The organism is Oscillospiraceae bacterium (assembly GCA_034925865.1).
GTDB lineage: Bacteria > Bacillota > Clostridia > Oscillospirales > SIG627 > SIG704.
Window position 1 is genome coordinate 71,972 of the sequence record JAYFRN010000005.1, and the last position, 24,553, is coordinate 96,524.

General features: G+C 39.7%; 25 protein-coding genes. 20 read left to right on the top strand and 5 right to left on the bottom strand.

Annotation, left to right across the window (positions count from 1 at the left end):
* The first annotated feature begins 38 nt into the window (after nt 1-38).
* From VB118_01980 to VB118_02020, 9 genes are all read left to right on the top strand, one after another.
* On the top strand, nt 39-1,010 hold the full coding sequence (locus VB118_01980; protein ID MEA4831370.1) for a GNAT family N-acetyltransferase: 972 nt from the start codon (nt 39-41) through the stop codon (nt 1,008-1,010).
* Between the two features lie 330 nt (nt 1,011-1,340).
* Nucleotides 1,341-1,931 (top strand): WHG domain-containing protein, encoded by a 591-nt coding sequence (locus tag VB118_01985; GenBank protein ID MEA4831371.1) that lies wholly within the window; start codon nt 1,341-1,343, stop codon nt 1,929-1,931.
* On the top strand, nt 1,924-2,616 hold the full coding sequence (locus VB118_01990) for an ABC transporter ATP-binding protein (protein MEA4831372.1): 693 nt from the start codon (nt 1,924-1,926) through the stop codon (nt 2,614-2,616). The genes VB118_01985 and VB118_01990 overlap by 8 nt, the downstream gene beginning before the upstream one ends.
* A gap of 4 nt (nt 2,617-2,620) precedes the next feature.
* Nucleotides 2,621-3,769, top strand: a complete 1,149-nt coding sequence (locus VB118_01995) for an FtsX-like permease family protein (protein MEA4831373.1) — start codon at nt 2,621-2,623, stop codon at nt 3,767-3,769.
* 35 nt (nt 3,770-3,804) lie between these two features.
* On the top strand, nt 3,805-5,175 hold the full coding sequence (locus tag VB118_02000; protein ID MEA4831374.1) for a hypothetical protein: 1,371 nt from the start codon (nt 3,805-3,807) through the stop codon (nt 5,173-5,175).
* Between the two features lie 190 nt (nt 5,176-5,365).
* Nucleotides 5,366-5,638, top strand: a complete 273-nt coding sequence (locus tag VB118_02005; protein MEA4831375.1) for a hypothetical protein — start codon at nt 5,366-5,368, stop codon at nt 5,636-5,638.
* A 335-nt stretch (nt 5,639-5,973) separates the two neighbouring features.
* The gene (locus VB118_02010) at nt 5,974-6,591 is read left to right on the top strand and encodes a chemotaxis protein CheC (protein ID MEA4831376.1); all 618 of its coding nucleotides are present in this window, start codon (nt 5,974-5,976) and stop codon (nt 6,589-6,591) included.
* Nucleotides 6,591-7,061, top strand: a complete 471-nt coding sequence (locus tag VB118_02015; protein MEA4831377.1) for a chemotaxis protein CheD — start codon at nt 6,591-6,593, stop codon at nt 7,059-7,061. Before VB118_02010 ends, VB118_02015 begins: the two co-directional genes overlap by 1 nt.
* Nucleotides 7,062-7,324: 263 nt before the next feature.
* Nucleotides 7,325-8,491, top strand: coding sequence for a helix-turn-helix transcriptional regulator (locus tag VB118_02020; protein ID MEA4831378.1), 1,167 nt, complete (start codon nt 7,325-7,327; stop codon nt 8,489-8,491).
* Nucleotides 8,492-8,871: 380 nt separating this feature from the next.
* Here VB118_02020 and VB118_02025 read toward each other — a convergent pair whose 3' ends face one another.
* Together VB118_02025 and VB118_02030 are read right to left on the bottom strand one after the other, a co-directional pair.
* Nucleotides 8,872-9,930, bottom strand: coding sequence for a hypothetical protein (locus tag VB118_02025; GenBank protein ID MEA4831379.1), 1,059 nt, complete (start codon nt 9,928-9,930; stop codon nt 8,872-8,874).
* Nucleotides 9,931-10,094: 164 nt separating this feature from the next.
* Nucleotides 10,095-11,156: an SGNH/GDSL hydrolase family protein gene (locus tag VB118_02030; GenBank protein ID MEA4831380.1), complete on the bottom strand. Its 1,062-nt coding sequence runs from the start codon at nt 11,154-11,156 to the stop codon at nt 10,095-10,097.
* A gap of 399 nt (nt 11,157-11,555) precedes the next feature.
* Here VB118_02030 and asnB point away from each other — a divergent pair, with 399 nt between their 5' ends.
* The 11 genes from asnB to VB118_02085 all read left to right on the top strand — a co-directional run bounded on the left by asnB (nt 11,556) and on the right by VB118_02085 (nt 20,949).
* Nucleotides 11,556-13,397: an asparagine synthase (glutamine-hydrolyzing) gene (asnB, locus tag VB118_02035; protein MEA4831381.1), complete on the top strand. Its 1,842-nt coding sequence runs from the start codon at nt 11,556-11,558 to the stop codon at nt 13,395-13,397.
* 555 nt (nt 13,398-13,952) lie between these two features.
* On the top strand, nt 13,953-14,543 hold the full coding sequence (locus VB118_02040; GenBank protein MEA4831382.1) for an HAD-IA family hydrolase: 591 nt from the start codon (nt 13,953-13,955) through the stop codon (nt 14,541-14,543).
* 23 nt (nt 14,544-14,566) lie between these two features.
* Entirely contained in the window at nt 14,567-15,046 is a 480-nt protein-coding gene (locus VB118_02045) for a GNAT family N-acetyltransferase (GenBank protein MEA4831383.1), read from the top strand.
* The gene (locus tag VB118_02050) at nt 15,047-15,823 is read left to right on the top strand and encodes a methyltransferase domain-containing protein (GenBank protein ID MEA4831384.1); all 777 of its coding nucleotides are present in this window, start codon (nt 15,047-15,049) and stop codon (nt 15,821-15,823) included.
* 4 nt (nt 15,824-15,827) lie between these two features.
* Nucleotides 15,828-16,310: a GNAT family N-acetyltransferase gene (locus VB118_02055; protein ID MEA4831385.1), complete on the top strand. Its 483-nt coding sequence runs from the start codon at nt 15,828-15,830 to the stop codon at nt 16,308-16,310.
* 111 nt (nt 16,311-16,421) lie between these two features.
* Nucleotides 16,422-17,195: a methyltransferase domain-containing protein gene (locus VB118_02060; protein ID MEA4831386.1), complete on the top strand. Its 774-nt coding sequence runs from the start codon at nt 16,422-16,424 to the stop codon at nt 17,193-17,195.
* A 47-nt stretch (nt 17,196-17,242) separates the two neighbouring features.
* Nucleotides 17,243-18,076: a class I SAM-dependent methyltransferase gene (locus VB118_02065; GenBank protein ID MEA4831387.1), complete on the top strand. Its 834-nt coding sequence runs from the start codon at nt 17,243-17,245 to the stop codon at nt 18,074-18,076.
* 25 nt (nt 18,077-18,101) lie between these two features.
* Nucleotides 18,102-18,953, top strand: a complete 852-nt coding sequence (locus VB118_02070; GenBank protein MEA4831388.1) for a Nif3-like dinuclear metal center hexameric protein — start codon at nt 18,102-18,104, stop codon at nt 18,951-18,953.
* A 6-nt stretch (nt 18,954-18,959) separates the two neighbouring features.
* Nucleotides 18,960-19,991, top strand: coding sequence for a GNAT family N-acetyltransferase (locus VB118_02075; GenBank protein MEA4831389.1), 1,032 nt, complete (start codon nt 18,960-18,962; stop codon nt 19,989-19,991).
* A 2-nt stretch (nt 19,992-19,993) separates the two neighbouring features.
* Nucleotides 19,994-20,557 carry a GNAT family N-acetyltransferase gene (locus tag VB118_02080; protein MEA4831390.1) on the top strand — a complete coding sequence of 188 codons (564 nt, stop codon included), beginning with the start codon at nt 19,994-19,996 and terminating at the stop codon, nt 20,555-20,557.
* Complete coding sequence (locus VB118_02085; protein ID MEA4831391.1) at nt 20,554-20,949, top strand: hypothetical protein; 396 nt, start codon at nt 20,554-20,556, stop codon at nt 20,947-20,949. Before VB118_02080 ends, VB118_02085 begins: the two co-directional genes overlap by 4 nt.
* Nucleotides 20,950-21,948: 999 nt before the next feature.
* Here VB118_02085 and VB118_02090 read toward each other — a convergent pair.
* From VB118_02090 to VB118_02100, 3 genes are all read right to left on the bottom strand, one after another.
* A complete protein-coding gene (locus VB118_02090) occupies nt 21,949-23,199 on the bottom strand; it encodes a potassium transporter TrkG (GenBank protein MEA4831392.1) in 1,251 nt (416 codons plus the stop codon).
* 221 nt (nt 23,200-23,420) lie between these two features.
* Nucleotides 23,421-24,086, bottom strand: a complete 666-nt coding sequence (locus VB118_02095; protein MEA4831393.1) for an NAD-binding protein — start codon at nt 24,084-24,086, stop codon at nt 23,421-23,423.
* Nucleotides 24,083-24,553 (bottom strand): TrkA family potassium uptake protein, encoded by a 471-nt coding sequence (locus tag VB118_02100; GenBank protein MEA4831394.1) that lies wholly within the window; start codon nt 24,551-24,553, stop codon nt 24,083-24,085. The genes VB118_02095 and VB118_02100 overlap by 4 nt, the downstream gene beginning before the upstream one ends.

The window sequence follows — 24,553 nt, forward strand, 5'->3', positions numbered from 1 at the left end:
TAAAACGAAACTAAGCTTTTGAAAGTATGGTGCTTGAAATGGAAATGGAAACAGCGGATTTGATAAATTACATAGAACCAGCGCTGGATTTATGGAACAGACATTGCCGGGAGAAAAGCGTTTATAAGCAGATGGACAGATCGACCTTTGCTGATAAATTTACCTGCAGTGAAGCGGAAATAATAAAAATCTCCTTTGCCGCCATATATGAAAGCAGCTTTGCGGGCTTTTCGGCCGGCGTCTATGATAAAGCCTCAGGCAAAGCGTATATCAGCTATATACTAGTCGATAAAAAATACCGCGGTCAAAAAATAGGATCGTTGCTACTTCAGGCGCTGGAGCAAAAGCTTTTTGAAATATCCGACGGCAGAGTCAAAAAATATGAAGTGATATTTTTCAATCCCGCAAAGCTTGAATGGATAATACCAGAAACAAAATCGGACGATCACCCTAATTCGCCGGGAGTCGACATATCCTGCGGTGGTTATATTTTTCTGAAGAACTGCGGCTATCGTGATATCGCATATCAGAATTCATATTACCGTCCGCTCAAAGGCTTCACCGTACCTCCGGACATCGCCTTAAAACGCGAAGAACTTATGAAAAACAACATTATTTTTGAATATTATGATAAAAATCTTCATTATGATCTGAATGAGCTCTTTGACGATCTGAAAAATGACGTATGGCGAAAGGCGGTGCTTGATGGTATAGAAGACGGAAAGCCTGTTATAGTCGTTTCGGACGGAGGAAGAATATGCGGGTATGCCGGGCCCTTATCAGTACAAAGCTCCATGAGAGGATATTTTGAAGGTATCGGGGTTCACAGCGCGTACAGACATCACGGCATAGGGAAAGTGCTGTTCAATGTACTGTGTGAAAGCCTGAAAGAAAAAGGAGCCGGATTCATGTCGCTTTTCACAGGCGAAACAAATCCGGCACGTAACATTTACGAATCAGCGGGCTTCAAAATCGTAAGAGTGTGGTCCGATATGCAGAAGGAAATATAAATATATAATACTCACTGAACAATGTTGCTTGCAAGCGTTGATGCTTGCAAGCAACATTATTTTTTACCGGCAGAAAGCCAAACAAAGTGTTATAAATATGGGAATATATACTGTTTATCTGTTATTAAAAAATTAACCAGAAATAATATTGACAAATATATGATAAATGAGTATAATAAAAACAGATGTTTCAAAACAACTGTTTTTATTAACTCGGGCATTTAAATAATTACCGCTCAAAGAGGGAAAAGACTATGTTATATGGGCTTATCTCTTTTATAAAACACGACTTATTTAAATGCTGTTTTAATAATGGAAGGAGACAAAAGTATGCCGCCAAAACAGAAATTTTCGAGAGAAGAAATTATTGCAGCTTCCTTAAATATAACAAGGCGTGAGGGTTTAACAGGACTCACAGCCAGGGGTTTGGGTGCAGAATTAAAAAGTTCTGCCAGACCGATTTTTACAATATTTAAAAATATGGAAGAAGTGCATCAAGAAACCATAAAAGCAGCTAAAGCGATATATAGCGGATATGTTCAAAAAGGACTTGAAGAAGAACCGGCTTTTAAAGGCGTCGGGACTGCGTATGTACATTTTTCTAAAGATGAGCCGAAATTATTTCAGCTGCTGTTTATGACAGAGAAGAATGGTATATCAACGGAATTGTCGGATATCCTGCCGGCTATTGACGAAAACAGCAACCGCATTTTAGAATCTGTTCAGAAATACGGAATGAGTAAAGAAAAATCCTACAAGCTGTATCAGTATCTATGGCTGTTTACTCACGGTATCGCTACATTGTATGCTACAGGAGTTTGTCGTTTTACTGATAAGCAAGTCAGTGAGATGTTGACGGAAGTATTTGTATCGATATTAAGAAAAATGAAAGAAGAATCCGAGGTGGAGAACGATGATTGAAATAAATAATATAATAAAAGAATACGGGAATGAAGAAAGCTCCTTTACGGCATTAAAAGGTATATCGCTAAAAATCAATGACGGAGATTTCACCGTTATATTAGGTCCGTCCGGCTCAGGGAAATCAACTCTGTTAAATATAGTTTCAGGTCTTGAACGTCCGAACAACGGAACAATATTTTATGACAGTGTAGATATAACAACTCTAAATGACAACGATCTGACATTATTCAGAAAAAATAATATTGGTTTTGTGTTTCAGCAATATTATCTGTTGCCTAATCTGAATGTAGATAAGAATGTAAAAATGGGAGCCGATTTAGTCGGAAACAGAGAATATAAGCAGATTATAGAAGCGGTTGGCTTAAATGATAAAACAGATAAATTTCCAAGCGAGCTTAGTGGCGGAGAGCAACAGAGAGTCTCCGTCGCCAGAGCATTGGCAAAAAAGCCAAAGGTATTATTCTTGGATGAGCCTACAGGCGCATTGGATGAAGAAACTGGCAGATTGATTTTGGATTACATATTTAAACTTCATAAAAAACTACATTTTACAATTATCATGGTAACGCACAACACGAATATTGCTGATATGGCAAATACAGTTATTAAAATGAATAGCGGAAAAGTGGTTGAATCATATTCGAATCGAGAGCAAAAAAGCGCTTATGTGATAGGGTGGTGACCGCATGATAATTCGATTGAAAGATGCTGTCAAATTAATAGGAGTTACTATTATTACTTGCTGCGCAGTTTTTGTTTCCACTCTGTTTATGAATTACAATATCGATATAGTAAAAATAAAGGATCTTATTGACAGTGACAAAATAATGGCATTTTATGATGCTCAGGTGTTAAACGGAAAAGTGTCATGCGCTGTCAGCGGTTTATGCTTGTTGTTAACATCTGTTGTTATGCTGTGCTTCTATATCAAACACTATATTGATATACATAAAAAAGATTTAGGGATACTCAAGGCATTGGGATACTCGAAATTTAAAATAGCAAAAAATTTCGCTGTGTTCAGCTTGAGTGTTTTTACAGGAACAACTTTGGGATTATGTTCGGCATTTGCTTTACTGCCAAAATTCTATGAGGTTATGAATGAAGACAAAATACTACCGGAAATACCAATGCATTTTAACTTCATATTGTTTTTGTACCTGGTGATTTTACCCACATTGGTGTTCGGTCTTCTTGCTGTGGGTTACAGTTACTTTAGATTAAAATGTTCTGCGCTGGAGTTGTTAAAAGGGAAAAGCGAATCCGCCATGAAAAAGAAAAAAAGCCGCAAACAACATGAAACGGAAATAACATTTTTACAGGAATTAAAGAAAAGCACAGTAAGAAATCGATTTATACTCATATTTTTTATCGCATTTGCTTCATTTTGCTATTCGGCGATGACTCAAATGTCTATGAGTATGAAAGATTTAGCAAGCCCTATGATGGCGGCTATCATTGTCATTATCGGATTTATTTTAGCATTTACTACCTTGTTTTTAGCCGTTACTACCGTTATAAACGCAAATACGAAACAAATATCTATTATGAAGGTGTTTGGCTATTCATTTCGCGAGTGCAGCGATGCAATTCTCAATGGATACCGACCGATCGCCTATATCGGATTTGCCATAGGGACTGTATATCAATACGTTTTATTAAAAATAATGGTTGGCGTTTTTTCTACGACCATGGAGTCAATTCCGGAATACTGCTTCGATGTTAAAGCTTTTATAATCGTTCTTATCTCGTTTGTTTTTATTTATGAAGCTATAATGTATATCTATTCTGCAAGAATAAAGAAAATTTCCGTAAAAGAGGTTATGTCGGAGTAGTCGGATGTGCTGTAATACCGTAGAAAGGAAATCATATGTTAAAATCAGAATTTGAGTTGTTAGTAAGACAGGGAAGAGGAAACGGTATATTATTGCTTAAAAAAGAGGCGGACAAATCCCCTTTCAGAGATATGGTTATATTCGCCGCAATTAACGATTTGCGGTACGACTGGCAATGCAGCGATGACCAGGCTTGGTATGTCTATGAGCTGATCAAGTGCTTCGACGATGTCGATTTAATTGTTGCAGCAATCATCAGCAGATATAAAGAAATATCAGAAAGCGAATACGGCTGCACGCATTATCTGAAAATGCTTACAATTTTTTCTCAAAATGGTTATTCTGATGCAGCAGATGTAATTATGCAAATCTATGATAAAGAGTATAACATAATGGCAGGTCGCACACAAAACTCTGATTCATACGATTATGGACGCGATAAATACGGTTACACTGCGGTTGAGGCAATATATTCCGGATGTATAACGCCTTACAGATTGTTTTGTGATATCGGTAATCTTCTTTTAAAAGATGGCATTTTCCAAATAACTGATTTTTATATGTGGATTGATGAAGTCCGAATATACATAGGTGATACCGCCTTTGATTCGGTGCTGACTTGGGATAATCGCGATGTTATCAGATTCAAATCTGCTTGGAAGGCCGAAAAAGAAAGGATAAAGCATCTTAGGATCAGATGGACATCTGAAATGACGACCTTTGAGAACGTCAACCGTCTTATAACATACATCCGTGAGAGAAAACCTGTAAATTACAGTATGAAAAAATACCTGAAGGATCCGATTGAAAGTAAACAGATTATTGAACTTTCTAAGCTGGCATATCAGGAGAATGATGTTGAACGTAAAACAGTACTGTATTCTATCCTTCCATTTATGGCAATTTCGTCAGATAAGCTCATAGAGGAAGCGTGTAAATATGAATATGCACTTAAAAATCCAGATTGTCCTGAGTATCTGCTTGAAACGCGTATTCTGGAAAAACTCGGCAACATATTCAACGATAAGCCGGATATTCGTGAGTATGCACGGAAGCTTGTTGCAAAGGGATATCCCGACAGTATTATGGTAGGTCTGCGAGCGCAGATCTATGAGCTTTCCGATCATGATTCGTTTGTGAAATACATTAAAGGCATTCCCGTGGAACGATCGAACAGCGACATATGGCATAAAGCGGATTTTGCTGTGCTTGGCATGTGGAAGCATAAACCTGACATTGCGCCTGCGGAGCTTATTTACTATATCTATGAAACAACGCTTTGCGCGGCTTGCCGCAGAAATGCCGTTAAAATAATTAACAAATATGGATTGATGACAAGCGAAATCTGTGACGAAGCCCGATATGACAGCGAAGAAGATGTCAGGAATTTAGTAATGAATCGTTAAATTATATAATTCATTGAGGTAAAATTACATGAGTGAAATTCACGATATTAATACTCCGTAAGACATAGTACATTTTCAACGGGAATGCAACAATCTTCATGACGGATATATTATTGCAGTCAATTACAAAAATGACGTTGTTTCTGACTGCACAACAACATCGTTCGGCTTGGATTCGTTGCTGTCTGTTATGATTCTTATCACAAGCATGGAGAAAACGCCCGTTGTTGAAATGCTCTTCAATAATGTTTGTGATTTTCGTATTCCGTCGGGATTTTTTTATATTTTTGATTTCATGATAGACTTTATTTCGGATGAGCGGTATGGCTTGAAGGATAATTATATTCTCTGGTCAACCGAGTATAATTTCAATCTTGAAAAAAAGGTTAAGCTGAGTGAAAATCATACCGCTTATGTAAAAGCTGGGAAAATGGCATGGCGGTTTTGCAATCAAACGAAATGAGATGTAAATATGAGCAATGGCTGACAATTGATATAATATTCCATCATTATTAAACTGCAATTAAATAATCCTTGTCTTAAAAGAGAGAAAAGCCCATATACCAAAGCTTTTCTCTCTTTTAGCGGTAATTATTTAATTACCGAGTTAATAATCGTTCGGACTGATTTTTGAAAAGAAGACGAGGCTTATATTAAAAAACTGCAAATATTGTCGAATTATATATAATAGGCGGGAAAACTTGAAATACATTAAATTCGAATAAACCTTCCGCATGGTTCTGACAGGATTTAATCGCGAAAGCAATATCAACTGATATAATTCGATAAGGAATGTGTATGAAAAAAGTAAATATTAATAATCTTAACAGTGAGCAGCTGGATGTATTGCAGGAAATCGGAAATATCGGAGCGGGGAACGCCGCCACGGCGTTGGCGACATTATTGTCAAACAGAGTATCAATGTCTGTGCCTATTCTGAATATTGTTGATATTAAAGATATAGCCGATACGCTCGGAGGGCCTGAAAATGGGGTCGTCGGAATACTTATGTCAATGTCCGGTGACGTCAAAGGCCTTATCATGCTTGTGTATGAAGAGAAATTCTTAAATACCGTGATTCGAACGTTGTTGGGCACGGATATAGACGGGCTGAATAATTTAAGCGAAATGGACAAGTCCGTTTTTATGGAAGTGGGAAATATATTGGGCAGCGCATATTTAAATGCGCTGGCTCAGCTTACCGGACTGAAAATAGTAATTTCGCCACCTGATATTTGTGCTGATATGGCGGGAGCCATTATGAGCGTTCCTGCGTCAATTTTCGGAATGACAGGCGACAAGGTTCTTATTATCCGTGAAGATTTTATCGGTACAGAGCAGATCACAAGTCATTTGATCATGATACCTGAAGCCGATTCGTTGGACATTATTTTATCAAGCTTAGGAATTATTTAATGGGAAATCTTATTGTTGTCGGTATATCGGATATGAAAATTGCTTCTGGCGATGACATGCTTATTACATACGCGCTCGGTTCCTGTGTCGGGACATGTCTTTATGACAGTACCGCAAAAATAATAGGTCTGTCACATATCTTATTATCAGACAGCGGAATATGTCCCAACGACAGCAATATTTATAAATTTGCCGATACCGCGATCAAAGAACTGGTCAGACAAATGAAAGCAAAGGGAGCAAATCAATATAGATTGCATGCGAAGATTGCGGGGGGCGCCCAGATGTTTGCAAACAGCAACCGTATCGGCGACAAAAATATAAAAGCGGTAATTGACGAACTGAATAAGCTTGGCATTAAAATTGTAGCTCATGATGTAGGCGAGAATTACGGCAGAACGATGACATGTCATGCAAAAGACGGGCATGTTGAAATAAATGCGATCAGTAAAGGTAAAAAAGCATTATAATACGGATTATACCTGAAATAAAGAGCTGCGGCAAAACGAAAATTTAGCCGCGGCTCTTTTATGGCTATAAAGTTTATAAGCATATTGTTGAAGCGGTGAAAATGTATTTCACAATGATAATATGTCGAATGTGTAAAGCCAAATACAATTGATAGTTGTATTTTAAACAACTATTTGATAATTGTTTTCTATCCATACTCATGTTATCATATAATCACACCGGTGATAACAACGCCGCTAAGCGGCTAATGGAGGTAATAATTATGCAAATTACAATAGGTCAGAAAATACGTGAGCTACGCCGTCGTGACGGCAGGACGCAGGAAACACTGGCGGACGCGCTTGGTGTGACGAGTCAGGCTGTTTCACGCTGGGAGGCTGGCGGAAGTTATCCCGATATGGAGATCATTCCATCAATTGCGAACTATTTCGGTATTACTATTGATGAACTGTTCGGGTATGAGTGTGAACGTACCAAGAAAATTGATGCTCTTGTCAATGAGATACAGACAATGAACAAAGAAAACAACGGTGTTGATGTTTGTATTGACAGATGTCTGCAGCTTGCCCGGGAAGCAATGGTTGAATTTCCCGGCAACGAACGGATTATGCTGTGTCTGGCATCTGTGCTTTACAATACAGGATATGTCCGTTACGGTGAACATCATTTAACTGATACGGAAGGCTATGATGTATACGACGTGGAACGGCACAAAACTTATACAGAGTGGCAGGAAGCGATCAAGCTCTATGAAAAGCTGTTGTCTTCTTTAGGTGAAGGCGACCTTCGTCATCAGGCAGTGCGAGAACTGGTTCAGCTGTATGTTAATACTGGTTGTTATGAAAAAGCTATGACAATTGCCGACAATGCTCCAAGTTTTAACGATTGCCGTGAGCTGCTGCGTTTCAATAGCTGTGATGGCAGTAAACGCTCAGAGATACTTGGCGATACTCTTCTAAAGCTCGTAGAAACATGTTCCAGTCTAATGATTTCTGGTGTCATGGTAAACAAATCCAATATGAATGAAAACACAGCAGTGCAGATCCTTCAAAATGCAGCTGCCATATATGATCTGGTCTACACGGATAAAAATTATGGGCTATATAATGGCAGTTTGACTCGTCTGTATCTGTATATGTCTGAACACCTCTGGCTTGATGGAAATCATGATGATGCATTCGCTGCTTTGGACAAAGCATTGGAATGTGCCAAAGCATATGAGGGTTTCAGCGGTCAAACAGAAATGACATTATCTGCGCCGTTGCTCCGTAAAGTAAAAATCAATCCGAAAGGATATTCAGATTTGCATATTGCATCTGGTTTATCTGAGGATTGGCCCTGGTGGTGCGTACCGGATTGCAGCAAAGTGAAGGCAGAAATGCAGGCTGATCCGCGCTGGGCAGAATGGGTTGCAAAAACAAGGGAATAAGTATATAAATCAAGCCCCGCTTCGGCGGGGCATTTTCTATGTTTGTTAATACTGCAATTAAATAATATCTGCCGGACAATCATAAAAAACATAGGACAGTAAGGAAATGATAAAAACAATGATTAATTTGAATTGGTCGATCCCCGACCAATTATAGATATGCAATCAATGGATATTGAACTCTGAAATCAATGATTTTAGAGGGTTTAGCTGGTTTTTCTATTGCCAAAATCTATGCCGATTAAAAACGGTATTATTCAGTTCAAAGAGAGAAAAGACTCTGGTATATAGTTTTTTCTTATAAGACAAGAATTATTTTATTGCTGTTTCAATAATGTAATAGCTCACGGCAAATCGGTGAAGCTGTGAAGATTGCTTGCTCATTCCGCTCTTTGAAAAGGACACGGAGACTGTCCCGTCCATTTATACATATATACTTCGGAATAAAATGCGTTTTCCTTGCTGCCTTCATGCGATATATAAAATCTGCCGTCTCCCAGAGATACCAACCCTGTCGTGCCATATTTGCTTTCCCACCCATAAATACCGGTTGCTTTATCAAAAAGGCCCTCTTCGGATAGAGTAAGGACAAGACCTCTTTCGCCGTTGCTGCCTTTTAATATTTCCAATCTCGGTTTGATTAAGCCATTGATGGTATAAAGCGACCGATTTTGAAATTGTGGTTTGCTTCCTCTGTATACGGCGGCAAGCCATTTATTTGTAAATGGATCGTATTCAAGATTCTGAATGCCATAGGTTGTATTGCCGGTATATACAAAATATTTATTTCTGGGTTCAACGGGACCGATTTTACTCAATCTGAGTGAAGATTCATATTGCGTCCAATCATCGCAGTCATATTGAACAATAACCTGGTAATCGTTATCCTGCCGGGAAATATCTCCATATATTCCATATGCAACGCATAAATAATGCTTTCCATGTATTTCGCCGAAATCGGGTCCGAAGGAGATTCCGTCGATACCGCTGCAGCCATACCGATGCTTTATTTTCCTGTTGATGTTCTCAACCTCGGTACAGTAATCGTCTGTTACGGTCTTAAGATATACCGTAGTCATTACTCCGTCGCCGTACGCATCCATATTGAGCCGGTTTATTTTTTCGACATCAAAAATGGCGACATAAAAACCCTCCTCCGGCTTTTCATCTACGTTAAGCCGTCTTCGGATCGCCTCTCCGATTGCGTCGTTTTTAAATTCGAGCGAAGCATAAACTTTATTGTTTTTATTATTATAGGCGATACATCCGAGATGACCGTAAATGCCTGTTACGCTTCCCAAAATTTTTCCGTCGATCGTTGTTTTAACCAGGATATTCGTAAAAGAATAATAGATATTTTCAATTTTCTTGTCCACCGCAATTCCCTGAACATGACCTTCCTTCCACAGTCCTGAATATATATAATCCGGAATTTCCATGTAAAAACGCCTCTTTTACTAAAATATTTTATTAAACTTAGATTTTTATTATGCAACCTCTAAAAACACGATTCTTCGAATCATTGCATTTAAATCGATTGTGCAACAGCAATATCCGATTCTAATATATCAATTTCAGTTGCTTTATGCAAAAATGAACAGGCTCAGCAAGGCTTGATCGAAGTATCAGTATCAATCAACAATTTTAAAATATTGATTGCATAGCATCTAGCCAGAAAATCATTGGGATGATTGATATTATTGCCTGTGTAATCGCAATATTTTTTATTTATAAGAAGCTCTTTGTGAATATTAGCCATACCGATAACTTTTATATTAGGCGCAACCAATTCTTTTAATACATCATAATAAGCTTCCTGATAACCTACGAATGCGCTGTCAGGATTTGCAAGCATCGGAGCTACGAGGATAAAATCGCCTTGCCCGACCGTATCAATAATGCTTTTGATATTTTCCTTGAATTTTTCAGGTTTAACCATTAGAGTTCCGTCATTCATCCCGAAGGCCAGAACAGTCAGATCCGGATTGTTTTCGGCAATCAGCTTTTTTGCGTTTGCCGCACCCCAGCCGCTGTCCATTCCGTTGACCGCGGAATTTATCATATTAACTGATGTATTATACCGATCTTCCAGCTTCCATTTGATAAGCTCTCCCCATGTAGGCAAAAAAGGCTCTACATTCATAAAAAAGCTGGAATTGAATCCGCAGGTTATGCTGTCACCGTACAAGACATATTTAAGAGGCTTCTTATTTTTTAAAATACATAATGTATTTTTCAGCTTTGTGTCGTCAAATTTTTCATATTCAATCTTGCATTCGCTTTTATCAAATTCATATGAAACGGCAATCTGATGCTCGATTATATAAGGAGAATTAGTAAATAAAACAAGATTAACTCCGTCGCATGCTTTTTGGAAAGATAAATTTTCTTCTTTTTTTGTTACATGATACAATTCATCCGTTATATACATCATTTTAGAATTCGGCAGCATAATAATCGTATTGTCTTCGATTTTATAATCTTTACCTTCGGTATATTTGATATTCAAACCTGAATTCATAACGGAAACCCCGGATATAGGTTTATATCTGATATTTCCGCATGGCTGTTTATCTCCGATTTTATAAAGCATAACCGGCTCGTGAAGCATAAATCCAGTCTGCGTAAAATCCTCAAGATATTCGTTATAATTGTTTTTATTCATATTAAGACTATTCCTTTCTATATTGCTGACCGAAAAATTTATCTACGAATACCTCGTATTTGTGGAAACACCTGTTTGAGAGGCTTTCGGTAGCTTTGGTGCGCATCGCTTTCGACAAAAACTGGTTGTTTTAAGCAGCTTTACAATAGCATTTTTAAATCATTAAGTCAATAGATGAGGCAAATTTTGGTGAGCCTACAGGAGTATGACCACGAAATTGAATTGTCATCATCTTGTTCCTGCACATATACTGTATGGTGAACAATGGCGTTCGCTTTTTACCGAGCGGCGCCTTTTTCATTTCGGTGAGCAAGTTATTATTTTTAAGGTTTAAATCGCAATTCCGGTAAGCTGAAACCGCTAAAATTTGCGGTTCGGCAGAAAGGCATGGTCATAGAGATGTGTGGAATCGCAGGATTTTGTAATTACGAAAGAAATTTTACCGATCAATACGGTCTTTGGAATGATATATTGATTAAAATGCGGAAAGCTGTCGCCCATCGGGGCAGCGATCAGACTGGAGAATATTTAAAAAGTCATGTAGGACTTGGTCACACAAGACTGTCAATCAGGGATATATCCGGCGGAGCGCAGCCGATTGTAAGGAATATTTGCGGTACGGAGTATGCTATTATATATAACGGCGAAATTTATAATATTGATGAACTAAAGCCCGCATTGACAAAGGCCGGATATAATTTTCAAACTACTACGGATACGGAAGTTATTTTATACTTATATATCGAGTACGGCTGCGATTTTGTGAGCCGCCTGAACGGTATCTTCGCTTTTGCGATATGGGACAGCGGCTTAGAAAAGCTCATTTTATATCGCGACAGAGCAGGGATAAAACCGCTGTTTTATGCAATCAGAAATAATACTCTTGTGTTCGGTTCTGAGCCAAAGGCGTTATTCTGCCATCCCGAGGTAAAACCGGAAATTGACATAGACAGCTTTCGTGAGGTTTTCGGCATCGGGCCGGCACGGACGCCGGGATGCGGTGTGTTCAAAGGAATAAACGAAATATTGCCCGGACGCTTTGCGGTGTTTACAATAGAGGGATTTAAGCAATCGCAATATTGGGAGCTGACTGCGCGAGAACATTCTGACAGCTATGAACAAACGGTAGAAACCGTATCATTTTTAGTCAGAGATGCGATCAAGCGACAGATGGTGTCCGATGTGCCGGTCTGCAGCTTTTTATCCGGAGGTGTAGATTCGAGCATAGTGACGGGTGTTGCGTCAAATTATCTGAAAAAGAGAGGGGGAAAGCTCAACACATTTTCCTTTGACTTTTCCGGTAACGATGTTTATTTTAAGTCCAACAGCTTTCAGCCAGAACGGGACCGAATGTACGTGGATAAAATGGTTGCTGCATATGATCTGAATCATACCTGCCTGGAGTGCGACGAATCTCTGCTTGCGGATATGCTCCATACGGTTGTCGACGCGAAGGATATGCCGGGTATGGCGGATATCGATGCATCTCTTATATACTTTTGCGGTCTTGTAAAGGAAAAAAACAAAGTGGCGTTGACGGGTGAATGCGCCGATGAGATATTCGGCGGATATCCCTGGTTTTACAGAAAAGAGCTGATGAATGCGGACGGATTCCCATGGTCATATGATATTTCGGCAAGAACCGCGTTGTTAACAGATGATTTTATAAAATCGCTCGAGCTTGATGAATATGTATCAGAAAAATACCGTAAAACGCTCAGGGAGGTTCCCGCTTTATACGATGAAACAGCGGAAGACAAAAGGCGCAGGGAAATAACATATCTGAATATAAAATGGTTTATGCAGACTCTGCTTGACCGTATGGACAGGGCGAGTATGTATTGCGGGCTTGAGGCAAGGGTGCCTTTCGCAGACCACAGGATTATTGAATATCTCTACAATGTACCGTGGAATATGAAGTGCGTCAACGGAGTGGAAAAATCACTCCTTCGCGAGGCCTGCGCCGACTTGCTGCCCGAAGAGGTTTTGCATCGCAAAAAGAGCCCTTATCCAAAAACCTATAATCCAAACTTTCATAAGCTTGTTTACGGACGCTTTTCGCAGATTCTCGAAAACCCAAACGCACCGGTTATGGCGTTTATCGATCAGAAAAAAGCGCGCGATTTTATGGCGCTGCCTGTGGAATACGGCAAGCCGTGGTTCGGGCAGCTCATGGCTGCGCCTCAGATGGCGGCATACATTCTGCAGGTAAACGGATGGATGGAAAAATTTCATTTATAACAAATATGATATTTTATCCCGAAGGCGGGATGAGGGTATTTTTGTTCGGAACAAAACTATCCATATTAATACCCCTTAAGTAATTACAGCAATTACAAATCAGCTCCGGTTATGGTATCAATGTGGGTAATTTAATAATCCCTGTTTTATATGAGAAAGCTCATATATCAAAGTCTTTTCTCTCTTTTAGCGGTAATTATTAATTCCGAGTTAATAAAGCGCGATATACATCGCCCGTTTATAAATATATCAATAATCAGTTCAGACTTCAATAAATTTTGTATATAAATATTTAAAAAATATCTTGACAAAGACTTATCAAGGTGTTATACTTGAAAAAATTTCCTCAAGGAGTGTTTCGGCAATGTTGGGTATGTTTAGAAAATACACTAATAACCCATCTATGGCGCACGATACTGGATATTATGCATATCCGGACGGGCTTACATTGTCGTACCCTTATCGGGAAATATAGTTATATTTTTAGGATAAGAATTTACGCGGTGCAAGCCAAAACAAAGGCTTGCGCCGCTTTTTTATTTAAAGGAGTTAAATATGAAAGCAATAATATTAGATATGTATGGTGTTATTTTAAAAGATACAGGCGATGGTTTTATATCATATGTCAACCGAACATTTCCCGATTTAAGTGTTTCTGATATATATGCGCACTGGGACAAAGCGGACTTGGGTGAAATATCCTCATTGGAAGTATTTAAGTTATTGGGATATCAAGACGATCTCAGTAAAATAGAAAAAGAATATTTGGATACTGTGGAAATTGACGAAACATTTTATGGTTTTGCTTCAACCATAACGGAAAAGTACAAATTAGCATTAATATCAAACGATTCAAGCGAATGGAGTAGATATTTTCGTGATAAGTATAAAATCAACAATTATTTTGATGTCATAACAGTGAGCGGCGATGTAAAAGTTAAAAAGCCCGATGTAAAAATATTTACGCTAACGCTTGAAAAGCTCGGAGTTTCAGCATCTGATTGTGTATATGTGGATGACAGAAGATTTAATTTGGATGCAGCACAAACACTTGGTATGGACACAATCTTATTCAACAGCAGAAACGTTCCTTATGAGGGGAAAACCGTTAAGGATTTCATCGAACTTGCAGATATATTATCTTGATATTTTCAGAAAGGAATAAAAACATGAATATCACAATACGAAACGCCGAGAGCGGCGACAATTTGAAGATTCATCTTCTTCAGGAGGAGATAGCAAAGCTACACTTTGACGGCAGACCTGACCTGTTCCGCCAGGAAGCGCGGTATTATTCTGACGAAGCTTTTTCAGAAATGCTCAATGATTCCAATCATTTTATTTTCATTGCCGAAAATGAGAGCGGAGAGATTGCGGGATACGCTTTCGCATATATAATAAAATACCGCGGACACAGTACATACCGCGATTTCGATATGTTTTATATCGGCGACATATGCGTTTTAAGCACATACAGACGGCATGGTATAGGAAAGAAGCTGTTTGAAAAATGCAAATTGCAGGCGATCAATTCACACTGTGATAATATTGATCTCGGAGTATTCAGCTTCAACCGCGATGCGATCGCGTTCTACGAAAGCTGCGGCATGAGCGAGCGAATGAGAAGAATGGAAATGAGGATTGATTAAATGGACGAGTTGAAATTGGTTTTCCCGACGCCGGAAATGGAAAATGCCGTTATGGATTACAGAACAGAATTCTTCGATAACGGAGAGATAAGAATTCACGGCAGCGGCGGACTGCATAATGACAGTGATTATCGGATATATCTTGATAAAATAACGCACAAGCTTATAAAATCGGGATTTGATGTAACAGCTCTTGATTTATCTGCTCCTGTGATAGAGGTAACAAGAAATAAGCTTAAAGAGGGAAATTATCAGGCAAATTTGATTGTCTCCAATATGACAGATTTCAAGCTTGACCGCAAGTTTTCTCTGGCAATAATCGCTCGCAGTGGTTTTATGCACTTGCTTTCAGCGGAAGAACAACGCCAAGCGTTATGCAATATATATAATCATTTAACCGATGATGGTATACTTACGCTCAACACATTTCAACCACACCCTAAAATACAGTCAAATCAAATGAACACCTCACCTGATGATTTTACTCTGCGTTCTGAATATATAAATAAGGACGGTCACAGAGAACGGATATACAATGCGATTACTTACAATTACCAAACACAAATCATGAGCGGTAACTGGAAATTTGAAACGCTGGATGATAACGGAAATATTATTGATACACGCATTCGACCGCTTGCAATGCGGCAAACATATAAACAGGAAATTGAGTATTTGTTTAAGTTGTGCAATTTTGATATAGTCAATGTTTATAACGACTACCGAAAATCACCGTATAACGGTAATTGCATATGGATTTTAAACAAGAGAGGCTGATATTATGATAAAGCAACTAAATTATAATGATCTTCCCGAAGTACTTTCAGTCATTCATAAAAGCTTCGCGACTGTTGCTGTGGAATTTAATATTACACGCGAGAATTGCCCAAATCATACAAGCTTCATGAAGCTTGAAACACTGCAAAAGCGATTTTCAAACGGAGAATTGATGTTCGCTGTACATAGCGGCGATGAGTTTATTGGCTTTGTTGGGATTTCAGATGCCGGGAATGGTACGTATGAGTTACATAATCTTGCCGTACTGCCGGAATACCGCCAGAACGGATACGGTAAAATGCTTATCGATTACGCAAAAGAAAAAGTCCGCGCATTCGGCGGACAAAAAATTACAATAGGTATTATCGAGGAAAACACAAGACTTATGAACTGGTATACGGCAAACGGATTTGTCCATACCGGAACGAGAAAATTCGATCACCTGCCGTTTACGGTGGGATTTATGGAATGGAGAGATAATAAATGAGCAACGAACTTGTGAGCAATATAAAAAGTCAGACGGAAGCATTTGTTTGAATAAATTTAAGTAAAGACTCCTGCCGTTTACGGTGGGATTTATGGAATGGAGAGATAAAAAATGAATTATGATGAATTAACCGCGTATTATGAAAGCAGCCATGATGAAAAAAGCAGATTGATAAATGACAAAATGCACTCATTAGAATATATTACTACAATGTATTTGTTTAAGAAATATTTACCTGGAAGCGGAAGCGTTATCGACTGCTGCGCAGGCGGCGGAATCTATTCTTTTACATTAGCAAAACAAGGGTATGAAGTAACCGCCGGAGATCTTATGAAAAAGCATGTTGATATTCTGCATTCAGATAATAAAAACGGATTACTTAAAGCGGTATATCAAATTGATGTACTTGATATGTCGCGTTTTGAAAGCGAAAGCTTTGATATTGTATTATGCATGGGTGCTTTATATCACATTATGAAATATGACGATCGGCAAAAATGTGTTTCCGAGTGCTTGCGTCTTTTAAAAAGAGGCGGTTGCTTCGTCGCCGCTTATGTAAACCGAAACGCGGTATATATCAATCATTTTAATCAGGGTTCAGACATCGAAAAACGAAGACAAACATATCAAACAGGAAAAAACGGTATATTTTATGCTATGGATTTCGGCGAATCAGATAATCTTATGAACCAATTTCCTCTCGTAAAAATAACAAATGCCGGCGTGGATGGACTTATATATCCGCTTAAAGAAAGACTCAATTCTGCAAGCAAGGATGATTTTGATGATTATTTACAATACCATCTCGCAAGCTGTGAACAACCGTCAATAATAGGACACAGCATGCACGGATTATATATCGGGAGGAAAACCGATGGGAGATAATGATACCTGCCGTTCTGCGGCAGATTTTATAAAATGGAGATGAAAAAATGGATACAGCCAAAACAGTAAAAGAATACTACAACAGTTCGGTTGAAGCCGAATGGAACAGAATTGCCGGAAGACCGGAATTCCTTTTGACTTGCCGCTTTTTAGATAAATACATTAAACCAGGTGACAGCAAATACATTAACTCCGGTGACAGCGTACTTGATATAGGCGGCGGCCCCGGACGTTATTCGCTTTATCTGTCTCAAAAAGGATGTAATGTAACCCTGTTCGATCTTTCTGACAAAAACATCGAATTTGCGAAGAACAAGGCCGATGAATTAAATCTTAAGCTAAACACCATATGCGGCGATGCACGCGAAGCGGACAGTCTTGTAAATAAACAATTTGATTATATTCTGCTCATGGGACCGATGTATCATCTTCTTGAAGAAGAGGACAGGATAAAAGCGGTTAATTCCGCGCTTAAGCTTCTGAAGCCGAATGGAATTATATTCGTTTCGTTCATCAGCGTTTACGGCGGTTTGATTTATATGACAAAGTGCGCTCAGGATATTATCATATCCGAGGTTCCTATGGAAATCAACTTCCGTGAAACAGTTATTAACAGACGAAGCTATTCCGGCGAAGCCTTTACCTTGGCTCATTTTATACAGATGAAGGAAATACTGCCGTTTATGGAGCGGTTTCCGCTCGAAAAGCTTCATCTTTTCGGACAGGAAGGCATTATGACACTCAACGAAGACAAAATAATGTCTCAGCCGCAGAATGTAATCGATGCATTTGTCGATTTCAGCCTTAAGGTATGCGAAAATGAAGAGCTTCTCTCATGGTCAGAACATCTCATGTATGTGGGGAGGAAAAAACAATGCTAACACTTGAAACTAGGAGGAAAAATTTATGATAGCTAAAGATTTATATAATCACTTAGAACAGGATTTTCGCTTATCAATTTGCGATGATGATTGGAGCGAAATGCAAATGAGTAGCTATATAACCGAGCAATACCAACAGCGTTATATGGGGCTTGTAACCGATAATTCAGATAAGATCGATTATGTCTACACGGCGGTGTTTCCGTCCGCTGAAGTAATCGGCAAAATTATAAGCGACAACCGGAAAAACGTGCTGTTGTTCCTGCATCACCCCATGGACTTTGATATAAACAGAATGCCTGTGTTTACAGATATACCGCTTAAAACTCTGAAAACATTTAAAGAGAGAAATATATCAATTTATAATTTACACGCACCGCTTGACGCTAACGGAAAGTTTAGTACCACCTGTAATTTCGCCGCTGCGCTGGGAATAGAAATGACCGGCGAATTTTACAAATATCATAAAGTAAAAATCGGTGTGATTGGGAAAACTTCATATAAAATAATCGGTGAGCTACAAAAGCGGTTTGAAAACGCTGTAGGACATAGTGTCAAGCTCTATCAATACGGAGATGCTACTATTAACGGTGACAAGGTAGCGCTTGTTGCCGGCGGCGGTAACGATGCAAACATTTATCCATTCCTGCGGGATATGGGTATAAATACTTATCTGACCGGAATAGCACGAAAGGTTGAAGCTTATCCACCCTCTGTCGAGGCTCACAGCGCCGCAAAGGAATGTGAGATAAACATAATAGCCGGAACTCATTATTCAACAGAGAAATTTGCTTGTATAAAGATGGTCGAGTTTTTTGCGCAATTTGGCGTGCCCGGTGAGTTCGTTCCCGGCATACCGTGCATGGAGGATATATAAAAAAACATGATAACACTTGAAACAGAAAGATTGCTACTGCGCCCGTTCACAAGCAGAGACTATGAAGCGGTATTTTCATATTCATCCGTTCCCGAAAACGTTAAATTCATGGTTTGGGGACCTAACGATGAAGACGCAACGCGCAAATTTCTTGCCGAATGTGAAGAAAAGCGGGCTTGCGATCCGATGACGGAATATGATTTTGCGATTGTTATAAAAGCTGAAAATAAAGTGATTGGAGGCTGCGGGATTTATCTAAGCAAAGAACCTAACACCGCCATGCTCGGCTGGATTCTGCACCGCGATTATTGGAAGCAAGGCTATATGCCGGAAGCCGCGACCGCTCTGTTGAAATATTGCTTCGAGGAATTAAAGCTTCACCGTGTATTTGCGACCTGCAATACAGAAAATTACAGTTCTTATCGCGTTATGGAGAAAATCGGAATGCGCCGTGAAGCGCATTTTATTAAGAACCGGTATGGCCGTGTCTGCGACAGTCAGATATGGTATGACGAATATCATTATGCGATACTCGACGAGGAATGGGAAGCAAAAAAAGAAATCGAATATTACTGCGCTCTGCCATGTCATTTTGATGGTTTTATCGATATACCGAAGCTTTCAGACGGAACAATAGAGCTTGTATGTACAAACAAATGCGAATCCATACCGGAAAAGAAATATGTACCGGCATATATTTTTGAAATCCGTAAAAACGGACAGAGAGTGGGAGTATTGGGGCTACGGATCGGTTATACCGAAGGATTATATTACGGCGGACAAATCGGATATGCTGTTGATGAACCGCATCGCGGTAATGGTTATGCCGCGGCGGCGTGCCGTCTCGTTTTGCCTGTGGCGAAAGCGCACGGTATGACAAAGCTTCTTATAACAAATGATGTGAACAACTTCGCTTCACGGCGTGTGTGTGAAAAACTCGGCTTGCGCTTTGTCAGAACGGCACTTCTTCCGGAATGGACTGAGCTATACTGCGAAGGTCAGCGATATATAAATATTTTTGAGTGGAGCGATGATTAAAAATGTTAAAACATAAAGGAACACAAACAATTAAAACGCCTCGGCTAATATTACGCCGGTTTACTGTTTCCGACGCTCAGGCTATGTTTGACAACTGGGCAAACGACGAGAGGGTGACACGCTTTCTGACATGGACGCCGCATGACACGCCGGAGCTTACAAAGAAGCTTCTTGCCGTATGGACAGAAGCATATGACAAACCGGATACATACAACTGGGCTATGGAGCTGAACGGGGAAGTAATCGGAAACATCAGCGTTGTCCGGATTTCAGAACAAAGCGAATTTGCTGATCTCGGTTATTGCATGGGGCATGAATGGTGGAACAAAGGAATTATGACAGAAACGGTAAAAGCCGTTATTGATTATCTGTTTGGAGAAATAGGATTCAACCGCATCAGCATTTCACACGCGGTGAAAAATCCCGGTTCAGGATGTGTCGCGCAGAAATGCGGAATGACATACGAAGGGACGCAGCGACAGCTTTACAAAGCTGTATACGGAGAGTTTCTCGATATAGCTCATTACGCCATACTGCGTGAGGAATGGAAGGATACAATAAGGTGAACGAACTTGTAGCAAACATACGCCGTCAAACGGAAATAATGTTGATAAACGCCGATATTATGCTGAAAACATGTAATCTCGATTTTATACTCTGTGATATACCGATCTGGAAGCACGTTTATCATATGCTGTATTCGTGCGACCAGTGGTTTATCAGCCCGTTTGAATATGATAAAGAGCCGGATTTTCACGAGCCGAATCTGAATTCGCTTGACATACCGAGCGAAAAGGTTTTATCGCGTGAGACGCTTGCATCTTATCTCGAAACGCTCAGAGATAAAACTCTCGCCTATATAGATACCCTGACGGATGATCGACTATATGAGATACCGAAAGGCTGCGCTTCAAACCGTCTTGGGCTGATTGTAATTAACACTACAACGAACAAATAGACTTATTGCAAAAAGAGAGATAGGAATCGGAATTTTGCTTAATATGATAAAGGGCTATGGCGACAGCATTGAGGAAGGCAAAATCCTGCTTGAGCACACAGGAAATCAATCATTTTGCCTCAGGCATGGTCAATGGGAGTTTTTTTTAGAGTCTGCCTCATCAAAGTGGTAAAAAGATGAGCAATTATAACGAAAAGCATGTGGCCATGCCTGAAAGGTTCTCGTTTCATAATGTGTCATACCAAGATAGCTTTTACACTCCTGAAAGCACTGCTCGATTGACCACCGTAAAGTCGCAAGCCTGTCTAAAGTACTTCTATCAATATTTTCAGGGGTATTACTGATAAAATATTTGATTTTCCCGTCACTGTATCTGCGAATGTAAATCCAGATCCATTCTGCCGAAGCAATATAGTTAGCGTATTGCGTCGTGCTTTCGCAGGAGAGGCAGCGAATACATTTTGTATATGTACAAATAGGTCCTTTTGTACCCTGAGCAAGAGAGGTCATTTCCCATGGAATTTGCTCATTTCCTGCAATCTCTTTTACTGTTACCACCGGAATAGATGGACGGGGATGTTTAAAGGGTCTTCCATTTGCATTCGTACTTTAGGTATTTCCATCTGTGGCATTTTAAGAAAAACCAGTTCATTTTCCTTTGTTGCGGCAAAATATGAAACGTTTTTTGGCAGACTTTTTAAGAATTTATGCAATTTAAATAAAAAGGAAGAAGGCCTATCACTACAACGAACATATACAAAACAAGAAAAAGGTTGCGGCACCTCACCGTTATTGACACGCAGCTCTTTTGTCAAATAATCGACTGTAAAGCGTTTTGGAGAAGAACACGAGTTTTATACAAAATGCACACACTTGCCGCGTTTCCGTTTGTTACATTTGCTTTGTACACACCCTTAGCTTTTCCCGTTTGTTCTATGTGAGGGGTGTAAACACCAATCGAAACGCATTTGTCCAAGTGTATTCCTAACGATAACCAAATTATTTTTTTATACTTTGTCTCAATACAGAGACTCCAGAATATATTCCTATCAATACAATGAAAATTTCAAGTCTACCTAATAACATGCCGAACATTTCTACGATTAATGTAGCTGATCCGGTTGTAGGGGTGGTAAGGCCGATGGACAATCCGACAGTACCCAAAGCGGAGGCAAACTCAAACATCGCCTCAATCAGGGAACAACCAGCAGTTACAGTAATGAGTAACGTGCCTAGAATGAAGAGACCTAAATAGCACGTCACAAAGCCGGTTGTATCCATCGCCAGTGAAGTATCGATAAGCGTTTTTCCCTGCGCTCTTACATAATATGGCGCATCGACGCTTCTTGGCGGTACGAGACGTTTTCGTATGTTCTGTATAGTGATGCGTAACATGAGATAAATGCGGGTAAGCTTTATGCCACCGGCTGTCGAGCCCATTCCACCGCCAACGAGCATCATCAAAATCAGAATGCCTATTGCCAGTGGAGGCCATGTAGTATAGCCCATAGTAGAATACCCGGTTGTGGATAATGCGGAAGAAATGTCAAACATAGCGTGTCGGAATCCTTCACCAGTGCCCATGTTGAGCCCGCTGATCAGTGACAGTGCGGTGATAGGAACAAAAATCAGGAGCAAGAGGAGCATGAACCTAACTTCGCTGACCCGGATGACCTGCCGCCATTTCCTTCTTGTAAGAAGCAAAAGAACTACAAAATTCGTTGTACCAATTAGCATCAAAACAAATGTAATGATTTCAATTGTAAAACTATTATACTCTCCGATGCTGTTTAGCTTGGTTGAAAATCCACCGGTTGATAACGCGCACATTGTGTGGTTAACCGCATCAAATAACTTCATACCTGCGATGGTGTATGCTGTCGTACCGACTACAAGAAAGCCATTATACATCAGACATATCGTCTGCGCTGTCTTTTTCAAGTTGGGCATGAGTTTATCGGGATGCCCTTCTGCATTATACAGGTTCATAGAGTGCTTATCCTGAACGAGCATCACCATCATCATCACAAAGCCAAGGCCGCCGCAGAACTGCATAAAGCTCCGGTGGAACAGGAATATATGCGGAGTCTCCGATATATCCATAACGGAAAGACCGGTGGTTGTCCATCCGCTAACAGCTTCAAAAAGCGCTTGAATAAATGTGAGTTGGCCGCTGATGACAAAGGGCAGCGATCCGATCAAAATACCCCAGCCCCATGCGAAAAGCACAGTAAGACTGCCGCGTTGCATAGAAGATCGCCATTCAAATGTTGAAACCTCTTTTTTTCCAATCAGACAGGTGATGGTACCTGCAATAATAGAACCGAGAGCCGGTATAACAAAAGATAATGTATGTATCCTGTCTTCAGCGTAAAATGGCAGGACAATTAACGGTGCCGCAACCAGCAACCCTATTAACAACATTAGCTTTCCTATATTGCTGCGATTTATGAATTTGTTAATCAAGCCAATCACCGTCCCGTCAGTTCCTTGATTGCTGCCAATTCCTGCTTGTCGGAAGAAATAATTATTAGCATATCTCCTGCAAGAATACGTGTATCTCCTCTGGGCACCAAAGTAATATCGCCTCTCAATATGCATCCTATAATGACTTGTTTCGGAAGGTCGATTTCCCAGAGCTTTTTACCCACGACAGGCGCTGTGCCGGGAATCGGTACCTCAGCAATACTAACCCGCCCCTCTCCAATAGGCACAAGGTTTGCAATTTTATCTACAAATGCTTGCTGCTCAATGATACCTGTTATTACGGAAATTGCGCATACAACGCTGTCGATACCCATTTTGTAGAAAAAATCCGTTTTTTTAGGATCAGAAACCAAAGCAACAGTTTTCTTCACCTTAAACTTTTTTTTACATAGTTCACATATCACTAGGTTTTCTTCATCCTTTGATGTCAATGCAATCGCAATGTCTGCATCACCTGCATTGGCATCCTCCAATACAAACGGTTTTGTACCGTCACCGTTAATAACGTTAAGGTTATCAATTTCAGCCAGTTTTAAACAGTCCTCATATGTATCATTAATCACAGTAACTTTGTAACCTTTTTTAAGTAGGGATGTTGCAAGGGATTTTGCTTTGCTTCTTCCTCCGACAAGTAGTACGTTCGTTTTCATTGTGTTGCCTCCTGAGAATTGTCTTCTGTAATACCTGTTTCAGACAATATTTTATTGATCTCCTTTACAGACAGAACGGCTGGACAGATCGTATCGATGCCAAATTCACGATACACATATTCTCTGTCAGGATCATAAAGCCTTGCAATTACGCGTTGTATCTGAAACTGTTCTCGCGCAATTTGTGCTGCCATAATGTTTACATTGTCATTATTCGTTACTGCAACTACAACATCAGCCTTCCCGAACTGTGCTTCCTGAAGAACATCAAGATCAGTAGCGTCTGCGGCTAAAGTGATTCCTCCAAAAGAAGGAGAGAGCTTTCGAAAAGATTCTTTGTCCTTATCGACAATCAGAACATTTCCACCGTTGTCAGAGAGTGTATTAGCCAGATTTGCCCCTAATCTTCCGCAGCCTATAATGATTATGTATTTTTCATTTGAGCTTCTATCAAAAAACATTTTCAT